This is a genomic window from Pseudomonas sp. RA_15y_Pfl1_P11 (assembly GCF_963970975.1).
Taxonomy (GTDB): Bacteria; Pseudomonadota; Gammaproteobacteria; order Pseudomonadales; family Pseudomonadaceae; genus Aquipseudomonas; species Aquipseudomonas tritici.
In genome coordinates, this window is record NZ_CAXAOY010000007.1 from 114508 (window position 1) to 126970 (window position 12463).

Annotated in this window: 12 protein-coding genes; 6 read left to right on the forward strand and 6 right to left on the reverse strand. The window is 61.4% G+C overall.

All coding sequences use genetic code 11. The features are described 5' to 3' along the window. Positions 1-53: 53 nt before the first annotated feature. The 4 genes from AACY44_RS11260 (at position 54) to AACY44_RS11275 (ending at position 4522) form a co-directional block, all read left to right on the forward strand. Positions 54-2486 (forward strand): TonB-dependent siderophore receptor, encoded by a 2433-nt coding sequence (locus AACY44_RS11260; RefSeq protein ID WP_339438178.1) that lies wholly within the window; start codon positions 54-56, stop codon positions 2484-2486. Positions 2487-2548: 62 nt separating this feature from the next. Next, positions 2549-3652 carry a PepSY-associated TM helix domain-containing protein gene (locus AACY44_RS11265; protein WP_339415364.1) on the forward strand — a complete coding sequence of 368 codons (1104 nt, stop codon included), beginning with the start codon at positions 2549-2551 and terminating at the stop codon, positions 3650-3652. Next, entirely contained in the window at positions 3649-3831 is a 183-nt protein-coding gene (locus AACY44_RS11270; protein ID WP_339415363.1) for a hypothetical protein, read from the forward strand. The genes AACY44_RS11265 and AACY44_RS11270 overlap by 4 nt, the downstream gene beginning before the upstream one ends. Positions 3832-3892: 61 nt before the next feature. After that, the gene (locus AACY44_RS11275; RefSeq protein WP_339436928.1) at positions 3893-4522 is read left to right on the forward strand and encodes a glutathione S-transferase; all 630 of its coding nucleotides are present in this window, start codon (positions 3893-3895) and stop codon (positions 4520-4522) included. Between the two features lie 240 nt (positions 4523-4762). On the opposite strand, the gene creD is transcribed toward AACY44_RS11275, so the two are convergent. Genes creD through rloA2 form a run of 4 tightly spaced genes read right to left on the reverse strand, consistent with a single transcriptional unit; the run spans position 4763 to position 8805 of the window. Then, complete coding sequence (gene creD / locus AACY44_RS11280) at positions 4763-6136, reverse strand: cell envelope integrity protein CreD (protein ID WP_339415361.1); 1374 nt, start codon at positions 6134-6136, stop codon at positions 4763-4765. 51 nt (positions 6137-6187) lie between these two features. Next, on the reverse strand, positions 6188-7627 hold the full coding sequence (gene creC, locus AACY44_RS11285; protein WP_339415360.1) for a two-component system sensor histidine kinase CreC: 1440 nt from the start codon (positions 7625-7627) through the stop codon (positions 6188-6190). Further along, positions 7627-8295: a two-component system response regulator CreB gene (gene creB / locus AACY44_RS11290; RefSeq protein ID WP_339415359.1), complete on the reverse strand. Its 669-nt coding sequence runs from the start codon at positions 8293-8295 to the stop codon at positions 7627-7629. Before creB ends, creC begins: the two co-directional genes overlap by 1 nt. A 9-nt stretch (positions 8296-8304) precedes the next feature. Then, positions 8305-8805, reverse strand: a complete 501-nt coding sequence (rloA2, locus tag AACY44_RS11295) for a retropepsin-like aspartic peptidase RloA2 (RefSeq protein WP_339415358.1) — start codon at positions 8803-8805, stop codon at positions 8305-8307. Positions 8806-8978: 173 nt separating this feature from the next. Here rloA2 and AACY44_RS11300 point away from each other — a divergent pair, with 173 nt between their 5' ends. Further along, positions 8979-9866, forward strand: a complete 888-nt coding sequence (locus AACY44_RS11300) for an acyltransferase (protein WP_339415357.1) — start codon at positions 8979-8981, stop codon at positions 9864-9866. Here the strand turns inward: AACY44_RS11300 and AACY44_RS11305 are convergent. Further along, positions 9863-10435, reverse strand: coding sequence for a DUF2780 domain-containing protein (locus AACY44_RS11305; RefSeq protein ID WP_339415356.1), 573 nt, complete (start codon positions 10433-10435; stop codon positions 9863-9865). The genes AACY44_RS11300 and AACY44_RS11305 overlap by 4 nt on opposite strands. Before the next feature lie 137 nt (positions 10436-10572). Here AACY44_RS11305 and AACY44_RS11310 point away from each other — a divergent pair, with 137 nt between their 5' ends. Beyond that, positions 10573-11031: an anti-sigma factor domain-containing protein gene (locus AACY44_RS11310; protein WP_339415355.1), complete on the forward strand. Its 459-nt coding sequence runs from the start codon at positions 10573-10575 to the stop codon at positions 11029-11031. Positions 11032-11157: 126 nt separating this feature from the next. Here AACY44_RS11310 and fdhA read toward each other — a convergent pair whose 3' ends face one another. Further along, entirely contained in the window at positions 11158-12357 is a 1200-nt protein-coding gene (fdhA, locus tag AACY44_RS11315) for a formaldehyde dehydrogenase, glutathione-independent (protein WP_339415354.1), read from the reverse strand. Positions 12358-12463: the final 106 nt, after the last annotated feature.

The following is a 12463-nucleotide window of genomic DNA, read 5'->3' on the forward strand; positions in this document are numbered from 1 at the left end:
TTCTCGTTCGGCTCCTAGGCAATTGAGAAATGTTTCCATTCAGGAGCCGCCGTATGTCCCGCACCCTAGACACCTTGTTGCGCCCCAGCCTGTTAGCCGTGGCCATCGCCCTCAGCGCCCCGCTGACCAGCCCTGTGCTGATCGCCGCCGAGCAGGCGTCCAGCGTGCGTGCGTACAACCTGCCGGCGGCGCCACTGGCCAGCACCCTGAACCAGATCGCCAGCCAGGGCGGCTTGGCGCTGACCCTCAGCCCGGCGCTCGCCGCCGGAAAGACCTCGGCACCGGTCCAGGGCCAGTTCGATGCGCCGGGTGCGCTGCGTGAAGCGTTGCGTGGGACGGGGTTGCAACTGGAGCAGAGCAGCGCGGGGACTTACACCTTGGTGGCGCTTCAAGAGGGCGTAATGGCGCTGCCGGTCACCAACATCACTGGCCAAGACAGCGGCCAGGAAAGTGCCTGGGGCCCGGTGCAAGGCTACCTGGCCACGCGCACTGCCGCCGGCACCAAAACCGACACTGCGCTGGTTGAAGCGCCGCGGTCGATCTCTGTCGCCACCCGCGAGCAGATGCAGGACCGCAACGTGCAGAACCTGGACGACGCCGTCAAATACATGCCCGGCATCGTGTCCGCCAGCTACGGCAGCGACACCCGCTACGACTGGATGCGCGTGCGCGGCTTCGAACCGACCCAGTTCCTCGACGGCCTGCCGCTACCACGCGGGGTGTACGCCAACCCGAAAGCCGAAACCTGGAACCTCGACCGCCTTGCCCTGCTGCGCGGTCCGGCCTCATCGGTGTACGGCCAGACGCCACCGGGCGGCCTGCTGGACATGGTCAGCCGGCGTCCCAGCGAAGAGTCCAGTCATGCCATCCAAGTGCAATATGGCAGTGACAACTACCGCCAGATCAACTTCGCCAGCACCGGCAAGATCGATGATGAAGGCCAGTTTCTATATGGCGTCAGCGGTGTGGTACGCGATGCGGGTACCCAAGTCGACCACATCGACAACAAGCGCTACAACATTGCGCCGAGCCTGACCTGGAACATCGACACCGACACCAAGCTGACGCTGCTGTCGCAGTTCACGCGTGACGATACGGGTACCACCAGTCAGTTCCTGCCGATCGTGGGCACCAAGATCAAATCGCCATCGGGCGACGTATCACATCACAAGAATCTGGGCGATCCAGATTACGAGTTCTACGACCGCACTTACTACGCGCTGGGCTATGCCTTCGAGCATCGCTTCAACGATACCTGGCAGTTCAAGCAGAACCTGCGATACACCAAGTCGGAGTTGTCGTTCCAGCAACTGACCGTGGGTTCCTATGCCTTCGCTCCAGTGGATGCAGCGGGCAACATGGATCGCCTCTCGACCAACGTCGATGAGAACATCGGACAGTTCGCAGTGGATAACAACTTCCAGGCCGACTTCGCCACCGGTGATGTCACCCACACCCTGTTGCTGGGTCTGGACCACCAGCGGACCGACACCTCGTACCTGTCGATCTTCGGGGGTGCCGGGCGTGTCAATATCTTCAACCCGGTCAATACCACGCCGGTAGTGCGCCCGGCGCGCTCCGATGCGTTCTACGACTACAACCAGAAAACCGTGCAGACCGGCCTCTACGTGCAAGACCAGATGGCCCTCAACAACTGGCGCCTGACCCTCGGTGGTCGTGAAGATTGGGTGCACCAAGGCACCACGTACTTCAACAAACAAGACGCGACCAACACCGACCGCAACAAAAACTTCAGCGGCAACGCGGCAGTCAGCTATGTGTTCGATTCGGGCTTCGTGCCATACCTGTCCTACGCCGAATCCTTCCAGCCAGCAAGCAACGCCAGCGCCGACCCGGTCAAGTCGTATAAGCCCACCGAAGGTAAGCAATGGGAACTGGGAATCAAGTATCAGCCACCTGGCTCCAATACCTTGCTGAGTGCGGCGGTCTATAACCTCACGCAGAAAAACGTACTGGTCACCAGCACCGGAACGAGCGGTACCCCGATCACCGACCAGACCGGCGAAGTGAAAGTCAAAGGCCTGGAACTGGAAGCCGTTTCTGACGTGACCGAGAACCTCAAGGTGATCGCGGCGTACACCCTGGCCAAATCCGAAGTGCAAAAAGGCGACTTCAAGGGCAACCGCCTGCAACTGATGCCCAACCAGCAAGCTTCGCTGTGGACCGACTACACCTGGCACACCGGCGTACTCGACGGCTTCGGTATCGGCTTCGGCGCCCGCTACACCGGCAACACCTATGGCGACCAGGGCAATACCTGGCTGGGTAAGGCCAACGCCTACACCGTGTTCGACGGTGCGGTGCATTACGACTTGGGCCGCCTCGACAACAGCCTCAAAGGTGCATCGGTCAAACTCAACGCCACCAACCTATTCAACAAGGACTACATCTCCACCTGTGACGGTTCCTACTGCTACTTCGGCGACCAACGCAGCGTAGTCGCCAGCGCCACCTATCAGTGGTAATCGGCTGAGCCAACAACCAGGCCGCTCCCTTGAGCGGCTTGCGTGTGTCTGAAGGTTAGAAAATGAAAAGCAAAACCATCCGCCGCTGGTCCTTCATCCACACCTGGACCAGCCTGATCTGCACGGTATTCCTGTTACTGCTCGCCCTGACTGGCCTGCCGCTGGTGTTTCACCACGAGATTGATCACCTGCTGGGCAATGAGCCTGAACTGGCGCAGATGCCCGCCGATACGCCGCGGCTCAACCTCGAGCAGCTTGTGGCTAAAGCTCAGGCTCATCGCCCCGGCGAAGCCATGCAGTACTTGGCCTGGGACGAAGACGACCAGAACGGCGTGATCGCAATCATGGCCGCCACCGCCGGCACCGAACCCAACGCGTCGCACACTTTCATGCTGGATGCACGCACCGGTGAAGCGCTGGAAACCCCGGCGGCCAACGGTGGGTTCACCCTGTTCCTGCTGCGGTTGCACGTGGATATGTTCGCCGGTCTGCCAGGCAAGTTGTTGCTGGCGTTCATGGGCATTCTGTTTGTACTGGCGATTATCTCCGGCACGCTGCTGTACCTGCCGTTCATGCGCCGCCTGACATTCGCCACCGTGCGTCAGGACAAATCCACCCGCCTGCGTTGGCTCGACCTGCATAACCTGATCGGTGTGGTCACGTTGACCTGGGCGCTGGTGGTGGGCGTGACCGGTGTAATCAGCGCCTGCGCCGACCTGATCATCGCCGCCTGGCGCCAGGACAGCCTCAGCGCGATGATCGAGCCCTATAAAAGCACGCCCCCCCTGACCCAACGCGCCCCGGCCACCGAGTTGCTGACCATCGCCGCCAAAGCCGCGCCGGGCATGCAGCCGGACTTCATCGCCTTCCCCGGCACGCGCTTTTCCAGTGAGCACCACTACGCGGTGTTCATGAAGGGCAGCACCCACCTGACGTCGCACTTGCTCACGCCGGTGTTGATCGACGCCAGTACCCTGGCCGTCACCGCCATCGCCGAACGGCCGTGGTACATGGACGCCATGGGCATGTCCCAACCGCTGCACTTTGGCGACTACGGCGGCATGCCGATGAAAATCCTCTGGGCCGCCTTGGATGTGCTGACCATCATCGTGCTGGTGAGCGGGATTTACTTGTGGATCGTGCGGCGCAAGGCGGGCAAGGCATGAAGCCGCGCCGGTCGAATTTCTGGAAGGTGTTTGCCATTCCCCTGGGGATTGGCCTGCTCAGCGCCGCCGGGTTGTTTGCGGCGTTGCTCGGGGATGGGCTGTGGGATTCGCTCAGTTGGGTGGGTTTAGGGCTGCCAGCAGTTATAGGCGTGTACGCATTGTTCAAACGGCGCGGCTAAGGGCCTCGCCAGCCGTCATGCAACCCTCTAGGCTAGCCACTGCCTATCTTGAGGAATGCCCATGTCCGCTCCCAGCATGACCCTGTTCCACAACCCCGCTTCACCCTTCGTGCGCAAGGTCCGTGTGCTGCTGGCCGAAACCGGCCAGCAAGATCGCGTGGCCCTGCACGGGTGCATGCCGACCCCGGTCAACCCGGACGCCCAACTGGTGCAAGGCAACCCGGTGGGCAAGATCCCGGCCCTGCGCCTGGCGGACGGCACGGTGCTGCACGACAGCCGGGTGATCCTTGATTACTTCGACCACCAGCACGTCGGCAACCCGCTGATCCCTCGCGACGGCTCGGCGCGCTGGCGCCGCCTGACCCTGGCCTCGATGGCCGACGGCATCATGGATGCCGCCGTGCTGGTGCGTTACGAGACCGCCCTGCGACCGGCGGAAAAACACTGGGACCAATGGCTCGACGAGCAGCGCAACAAGATCCGTCGCAGCCTCGCTGAGTTAGAAGCGGATGCAATCGCCGAACTGACCAGCCACTTCGACATCGCCGCCATCAGCGTGGCCTGCGCCTTGGGTTACCTGGATTTCCGTCATCCGGATATGCAATGGCGCTCGGATAACCCGCAGCTTGCCGCATGGTATGCCGAGGTCAGCCAGCGGCCTTCGATGCTGGACACGCAACCGCCCGCGTGACCTCAAGACTCCCCCCACGCCGGGCCGACAGCCTTTCTGTAGTGAGCGGGCTTGCCCCGCGTGGGGCTATCAAGCAACCAAGGGTGTATCAGGCACTCCTCAGCGGCTGGTTTTGGGGCTGCTGCGCAGCCCAGCGCGGGGCAAGCCCGCTCACTACACTGGGGCCGCGTAGATCAGGAAATAGCGTATTTATCCTGGCCACCAACTGCGCCTTCATCTGCTGATCCTCGCGCAACCCGATCATTGCACCGCCTCCAAATCAAACTGCAGTGGCTCGGCCGCTTTGCGCTTGCCCACGCCATACCAGTCCAGTTTGCGCGTCAACACCATCACCGTGCCCAACAAGCCGAACAGCAGCAACGACCCCATCAGCAACGCATAATCCTCGGCACTCAACAGCCCGTACAACAAGCCATACAACGCCGCCAACCCCGCCGAGAAGCCCAACCCATGGGCCACGCTGCGCAGCACATGGCACACGTAGAAACCAATCAACAACACGCAGGCACTGGCGGAGATAAGGTAGGCCATGGCGAAGCCTATATGCTCGGACAACGACAACAGCAGCAGGTAGAAAAACGCCAGCGCCACGCCCACCAAGGCGTACTGGATCGGGTGCACCGCCAGGCTCTTGAGCACTTCGAACAGGAAGAAACCGGCAAAGGTCAGGGCGATAAACAGCAACGCGTATTTGATCGCGCGGTCGCTCTTGAGGTATTGGTCCACCGGGTCGATGAAGTTGACGCCGAAGCTGCGGTTGTTGAAGTCGTCACAGCCTTGCCCGTCCAGGCAGGTCTGCAGGGCTTGCTCAAGGTTGGTGGAGAAGAATGAAGTCTGCCAGTTGGCGCTAAAGCCTTTGTCGGTGATCTCGCGTTGCGCCGGCAGGAAGTTGCCGATAAAGCTTGGGTGCGGCCAGTTGGACGCGAGTGACACTTGGCTGGTCTTGCCCACCGGCACCACTTGCAGTTGCTCGGTGCCTTGCAGGCGTAGGTCAAAGGCGAAATCCACCACGTAGGGCTTTTTAGTGTCCTGCTCCGGCAGCGCCACGTGCACCCCCTCACCGAGCCAGTCGACCTGGGAGCCCGGTTCGAACTCCAGCGGCTGGCTGCCCAGCTCAAGCTTCAATGCGTTTTCAATGCCGCGAATATCGCTGATACCCACCGCCAGAAATGCCCGCTCAAAACGGTAATCGGCAAAATTCTCGGTGATGCCCAACTGCGCAGGCAGCTCGAAACGCCCGCTGATGCGGTTATCGGCATGGAACAGCCGCGCCTGGTAGATGCCCCGCGCACGCAGTTCGGTCTGCACTTTGCCGTCGAGCTCAAAACGATCCGGCAGGAAATACAGACGGCCACGCTCTTCGCGGGTGACTTCGTAGCGTTTGTTGAGCTTTTCATTGAGCTTCCACTCGCGCACGGTCTTGCGATACGGCACCACCATCACCGGGCCGGTGAGACGCTGGGCATAGCTGGAGCTGCGGGCGATGTCCATCAGTACGCCATCGCGCAGTTGCTGGCGGTCACTGATGATGCCGTTGATCATCAGCAACGGAATCAGCAACAGCAGGATCAGCAGCGCAATCGCGCCAAGTTTGAAAAGCAGGCTGCGGTTCATGGGTCTCTCCCTGTTTTGATGGGGAGAGTCTGAGCAGACTGTGTGGGGGATTTATGTGGGCAATGTGGAGACTGTGTGGAGATGCAGTACCACTTGCACGCCGCCTTGCACGTTACCGATCTGCAACGCACCGCCGTGCAGCTTCATCACTTCCTCAACAAAGTTGAGGCCCAGCCCGGTGCTTTTGCGCCCGCTGGCCGGGCGTGGCAATGAATAGAAACGCTCGCTCAGGCGTGGCAGAGCGTAGTCGGGAATCGGCGCGGCCTGGTTGAACAGGCTCACCTGCACCTCGTTGTAACGCGCCTGCGCGCTGAATTTCAACTGGCCACCGGGCGGTGTGAAATCCAGGGCGTTGTCCAGCAGATTGCCCAGCGCCTGACGCAGCAGGAAGGGCTCGCCATACACCTGCACATCCGCCGCAATCGTCTGTTCAACGCACAATCCGGCGCCTTCAATGCGCGCGCACTGGGCCTTGATGACCTCATCGACCATCGCGGCCAACGGGATACTCGCCTGCTCTTCCAGGCCTTGGCGTTGCTCGACCTGCGCCAGGTTCAGCAAGCGCTCGATCAACTGCTGCAGGCGCGCACTTTCGCTGTCGATGTTGCCGACAAAACGCTGCTGTTGTTCGCGGGTCATATCGCCCTGCAACAACTCCGCCGCGCCGCGTATCGCCGCCAACGGGCTTTTCAATTCGTGGGTCAGGGTATGCACGTAATGTTCGACATAGGCCTTACCTTCCAACTGCGTACGCATGTGTTCCACGGCGGTGGATAACTGCTTGAGTTCGCCGCCCCTATAATGCGGCAACTCGGCACGCCGGCCTTCGCTGACCGCTTCGGCATAAGCCGTCAACCGGCGCAGCGCGGCGCTCAGCCACCACGACAGCAGTGCGCCCAGCAGCAGACCCAGAATCACCAGGCCCGCGCCGTACCACAGCAGGCGCCGCTCGGTGCGGTCGACATAGGGCTGCAATGAGCTGTTCGGTTTGGCCACGGTGACCACCCCGATGATCTGGCCATTGTCACGGATCGGCGCGCCCACGTGCATCACCGACGAGGTGGCGTCATCCGCTGCGCTGCGAGTGGACCGGGCGCCGTATTCACCGCGCAGGGTCAGGTACACGTCGTTCCACTTGGAATAGTCCTGGCCCACCGCTTCGCCCGTGGAGTCGAGCAACACGGTGCCCTTGGCGTCGGTCACATAAATGCGATGGTTGACCTGGTTTTTCGGCAGGCCCCAGATGGTCGCGCCCGGCTGGCGATTGCCGTAGGCCTTGAGCAATGCCGGCCAGTGGCTTTGGCCGAGGGTGCCGTTCTTGACGTCATCGCGCAGGATCTCGGCCAGCAGATTGGCGGTGTCCACCAGGGTTTCTTCGGTGGACTGGCGCACACCGGGGCGGATTTCCTTCATGACAGTGCTGAGCACGAAGTAGCCGGTGAGGCCGATAAACAGCGCATACACCAGGAAAATCCGCAGCCCCAGGCGCATCAGCTATTGCTCGGGCTGTAGCTGTAGCCGAGGCCGCGATGGGTCTGGATCGGCTCGGCATCGGCAGCCACGCTGCGTAATTTGCTACGCAGGCTTTTGATATGGCTGTCGATATTGCGCTCGTAGCCGGCATCTGCCGCCACGCCGACAGCGTCCAATAATTGCTCACGGCTGAAGACACGCTCGGGTTGTTCCAGCAGGCTTTGCAGCAGGCGAAATTCATGGCGCGTCAGGCTCAAGGGCTGGCCGCGATAAGCGATCTGCATACGTTCCAGATCAACCTGGAACACTGTGGGCGCAGCCCCTGGGCCGATTCGCTTGAGGATCGCCCTGACTCGTGCGGTCACCTCCCGCGGGCTGAAGGGCTTGACCACATAATCGTCGGCACCGATCTCCAACCCCACCACACGGTCGATCTCGCCATCCCGCGCGCTGAGGAACATCACCGGTACTTCACTGAAGCGGCGCAGTTGCTTGCAGGTTTCAAACCCCGTGATGTCGGGCAGGCCGATGTCGAGGATGATCAGGTCAGCCGGCGTCTGGCGCTGGTGGGCCAGCGCCTCCTGGCCAAGGCTCAGCCAGGTGGTGGTAAACCCCTCGCCTTGCAGGGCGAATATCAGCGTGTCGGCTATCGCCGCTTCGTCTTCGACAATCAGGATATGCGCCATGGTGTTCCGTCAGCAGTCCGGTTTGTCAGCAGTGTAACGACGGGCCGGGTTTACCGCAGCGCCGAATTCACGCAGGGCCTTGGCACCGATCAGCAACGGGTAGTTGAAGCTGCTGCGGTCGGTGAGGTTAACCTCGACGGTGCGCTTGACGTTGCCCAGGCACATTTCCAGATCGATTACCGGGCGCTTGGCCACTGTCGCTTCGTCTTTGTCATCGTCTTCGTCGGCGCGGCTCTTGATCTTGCTGATGCGCGAGACTTTGTGTTCGTAGACTTTGTTGGAGGCATCCTTGCCGCCGAGGCGGAAGCGCACCCAGTCGTCGCCATCACGGGTGAAGGTTTGGATATCACGCGCCGACAGCGAGGCGGTCAACGCGCCGGTGTCCATCTTGGCCTTGAAGGTTTCGCCGATCTCCGGCAATTGGATGTATTCGTAGCGACCGTAAAGGGTCGGTTCGCCAGCCATGACAGGCAGGGCAACCAGGGCGAGCGAGGCAAGGAGCAGTTTCACGAAGTGATTTCCTCGGAAAGAAGTAGGCGGATTCTAGACCGCAAAGGCAGCACTTAGTTAGCTCGCCCCAGCATACCCGGCACATTGTGAAACATTCGTCCGGTAATTTGCGATTTGGCCTCTAGACTCAAGCTGCTTATCATGACCCGCCCACAGGATTGCAAGAGTTGCTTATGTGCCGCCTGCTCACCGGCTGTTTTGTCTCACTGTTGTTATTGCTCAACACCCTGGTCCTGATCGGCCCGCTGATGGTGTTTGCCCTGCTCAAGGTGGCGGCCCCCGGTCGCGCTCGTGACGCCATGTCGTGGGCGGTGATGTGGATCGCCGAGACCTGGGCCGAGATCGACAAGCTGATCTTCGCGCTGTGCATCCCGACCCAATGGGACATTCGCGGTGGCGCAGACCTACGCGGTGATACCTCCTACCTGGTCATCAGCAACCACCAATCCTGGGTGGATATTCCAGCGCTGATCCAGGCCCTCAACCGTCGCACGCCGTTCTTCAAATTCTTCCTGAAGAAAGAGCTGATCTGGGTTCCTTTCCTCGGCCTGGCCTGGTGGGCGCTGGATTATCCGTTCATGAAGCGCTACACCAAGGCATTCCTCGCCAAGCACCCGGAACTGGCCGGGCAGGATTTAAAGATCACCAAAGAGGCCTGCGAGCTGTTCAAGCGCCAGCCGGTGACGGTGGTCAATTATCTGGAAGGCACGCGGTTCACCGAAGCCAAGCGCAGGCAACAGGATTCGCCGTTTACCCGGCTACTCAAACCCAAGGCGGGTGGCGTGGCGTTTGTGCTGGCGGCGCTGGGGGAACAGCTGGATGCGGTACTCGACGTGACGGTTGTCTATCCGCAGCAAAAGAGTCCGGGGTTCTGGGATTTGATCAGTGGCGCAGTGCCAAAGGTGATCATCGATATCCGTACCCGTGAGCTGGATCCGGCATTGTGGCAGGGGAATTACGAGAACGATCCGGCCTTTCGCCAGACCGTCCAGAACTGGGTGAACCAGCTCTGGAAGGAGAAGGATGCGCGCATCGAGCAACTGCGCGCGCAAAGTCGTTAGCGGCCAGTGCCCCAGGCCTGGGCCAACTTGCCCAGCAAGGCGCTGTTGGCACCCTGGCCGCCCAAATATTGCAGGATCACCGGCGCAAACTGGCTAACCATTCCACTGTCCATGCCCAGTGCGCTGAACGCGGTGTTCAGGTCATTGGTGTTCTTCACGTTGCCCAGCAGGCCGTCGAGGCCACTGGTCTTGCTGCCACCGGCCTGGCCGAGCATCCCGCTCAAGGCCCCGAGGCTGCCCAATGCGTTGTTGCCCGACAACTGGTCGAGGCCCGGCACGCTGTTGCCCAATTGCGAGTACTCGTTCCCGCTCAGCTTGTTCTTGGCCAGGCCCAGCATGGCGCCAGTGCCGCCGACCGCTTGTTCGGGGGTGATGTTGAGTTCAGAGGTCAGTGCGCTCAGCAAACCGGCCGTCTCGGAAGACGGTGCGGCAGCGGCAGCCTTGTTGTTGCCACCCTGCATACCGGAAATGGCATTGGCCGCGTCGCCAAGGCTGAAGCCTGCGGCGAACACCGGGCCGGCTGCCAGGGTCATCAGGCAGGAAAGGGCGAAACCGCGTGAAATCTTCATCGAAACAACCTCTGGGTGTAGGGGTGAAAGCAGGCGTTTGACTGGGCATCCGGCCCATTGTTCCGGGCAGTCCAAGGAACCCAATCGCAGGGTGGCAGTCCATGGAATGAATTCAAAAAAATGCCAGGAACAGCCGTATGAGCGCGACCCGCCCCCAAGTGATCGAGCAAAAACCCCCGTTCTGGAGCCGTCCTCGCGTGTTTATCGGCGTGTGCGTGGCCATCGTCGCCGGCCTCGGCGGCGCGCTCTACACTCAGGACACCGTCAAATCCGCCGCTACGCTGGTGACCACCACCCAACAGCCGGCAGCGCAGGTCATGGCGCACAAGGATTACCTCGAAGTTGAACCGATCGCCACGGCGGCACCTGAGCCCGACCGCAGCCTGGAGCTGTGGGCCATGCCCGAGGGTGGCAAACCTGTTTCGTTGGGGCTGTTGCCGGAAGATGGCAAGGGCATCATTGGATTGAACCCACGCCAGCAGGCCAGCATTCGCAAGCCAGTGGAGTTGCTGGTGAGCTCGGAGACCAAGGGGGGGTCGTTGAGCAAGCAGCCAACCGGCCCGACGGTGTATCAGGGCGCACTGGCCTACCGCTGATACGCCAAAACCCTGTGGGAGTGGGCTTGCTCGCGAAGGCATTGGGTCAGTCAAAGAGGCTCTGACTTAACCACCGCCTTCGCGCGCACGCCCGCTCCCACATTTGGATCGCTGTGTGTCTGGGATTTACGCCGCGCTGAACATCTTATGCGGGTCAATCACAAACTTCTTCGGCACACCCGCATCGAACTCGCCATACCCGCGTGGCGCGTCATCCAGGCTGATCACCTGCACACCCACGATGTCAGCAATGTTGATGCGGTCCCACATGATCGCCTGCATCAGTTGGCGGTTGTACTTCATCACCGGGGTCTGGCCGGTGTGGAAGCTGTGGGATTTGGCCCAGCCCAGACCAAAGCGAATGCTCAGGCTGCCCATTTTCGCGGCGGCATCCACGGCGCCCGGGTCTTCAGTCACGTAGAGGCCTGGGATACCGATCTTGCCCGCCACGCGCACCACGCCCATCAGCGAGTTGAGTACGGTGGCCGGGGCTTCCGCCTTGACGCCTTCATGGCCGTGGCCGCGCGCTTCGAAGCCTACGGCGTCGACGGCGCAATCCACTTCCGGCTCACCCAGCAGCGCGGCGATTTGTTCGTGCAGCGGGGTGTCCGTGGACAGGTCGGCAATCTCGAACCCTTGCGCCTTGGCGTGGGCCAGGCGGATGGGGTTGACGTCGCCGATGATCACCACCGCAGCGCCCAACAGGCGCGCAGAAGCGGCAGCGGCCAGGCCGACCGGGCCAGCGCCGGCGATGTAGACGGTGCTACCAGGGCCAACACCGGCAGTGACGGCGCCGTGGTAGCCCGTCGGCAGGATGTCGGAGAGGCACGTCAGGTCGCGGATTTTCTCCATGGCCTTGTCGCGGTCCGGCAGTTTCAGCAGGTTGAAGTCGGCGTATGGCACCAGTACGTATTCGGCCTGGCCGCCGGTCCAGTCGCCCATGTCGACGTAGCCGTAAGCACCGCCCGGGCGCGCCGGGTTGACGCTCAGGCACACGCCGGTGTGTTGTTCTTTGCAGGAGCGGCAGAGGCCGCAGGCGACGTTGAACGGCACCGAGACCAGGTCGCCGATTTTCAGGTTTTCGACGCCGGTGCCCATTTCGATCACTTCACCGGTAATTTCATGACCCAGCACCAGGCCGGTCTGAGCAGTGGTACGGCCGCGCACCATGTGTTGGTCGGAGCCGCAGATATTGGTGGAGACCACGCGCAGAATGACGCCGTGCTCAATCTTCCTGCCACGGGGGTCCTGCATTTTGGGATAGTCGATTTTCTGTACTTCGACCTTGCCGTTGCCGAGATACACGACACCACGATTACCAGACATGCTTTCACCTCGCTGTTGTTTTTATGGAACCGCGTTGCCCGTTGGGTGGGCAGCGCGTTAAGTGCTCGGGTACAGATGCTGTTTTTGCGTTGTTAGTTGGGGCCTC

What these genes read in the sequence shown, in the direction of transcription:
- AACY44_RS11260 (WP_339438178.1), top strand. Translation starts at nt 54, where the DNA reads ATGTCCCGCACCCTAGACACCTTGTTGCGCCCCAGCCTGTTAGCCGTG.
- AACY44_RS11265 (WP_339415364.1), top strand. Translation starts at nt 2,549, where the DNA reads ATGAAAAGCAAAACCATCCGCCGCTGGTCCTTCATCCACACCTGGACC.
- AACY44_RS11270 (WP_339415363.1), top strand. Translation starts at nt 3,649, where the DNA reads ATGAAGCCGCGCCGGTCGAATTTCTGGAAGGTGTTTGCCATTCCCCTG.
- AACY44_RS11275 (WP_339436928.1), top strand. Translation starts at nt 3,893, where the DNA reads ATGTCCGCTCCCAGCATGACCCTGTTCCACAACCCCGCTTCACCCTTC.
- creD (WP_339415361.1), bottom strand. Translation starts at nt 6,136, where the DNA reads ATGAACCGCAGCCTGCTTTTCAAACTTGGCGCGATTGCGCTGCTGATC.
- creC (WP_339415360.1), bottom strand. Translation starts at nt 7,627, where the DNA reads ATGCGCCTGGGGCTGCGGATTTTCCTGGTGTATGCGCTGTTTATCGGC.
- creB (WP_339415359.1), bottom strand. Translation starts at nt 8,295, where the DNA reads ATGGCGCATATCCTGATTGTCGAAGACGAAGCGGCGATAGCCGACACG.
- AACY44_RS11300 (WP_339415357.1), top strand. Translation starts at nt 8,979, where the DNA reads ATGTGCCGCCTGCTCACCGGCTGTTTTGTCTCACTGTTGTTATTGCTC.
- AACY44_RS11305 (WP_339415356.1), bottom strand. Translation starts at nt 10,435, where the DNA reads ATGAAGATTTCACGCGGTTTCGCCCTTTCCTGCCTGATGACCCTGGCA.
- AACY44_RS11310 (WP_339415355.1), top strand. Translation starts at nt 10,573, where the DNA reads ATGAGCGCGACCCGCCCCCAAGTGATCGAGCAAAAACCCCCGTTCTGG.
- fdhA (WP_339415354.1), bottom strand. Translation starts at nt 12,357, where the DNA reads ATGTCTGGTAATCGTGGTGTCGTGTATCTCGGCAACGGCAAGGTCGAA.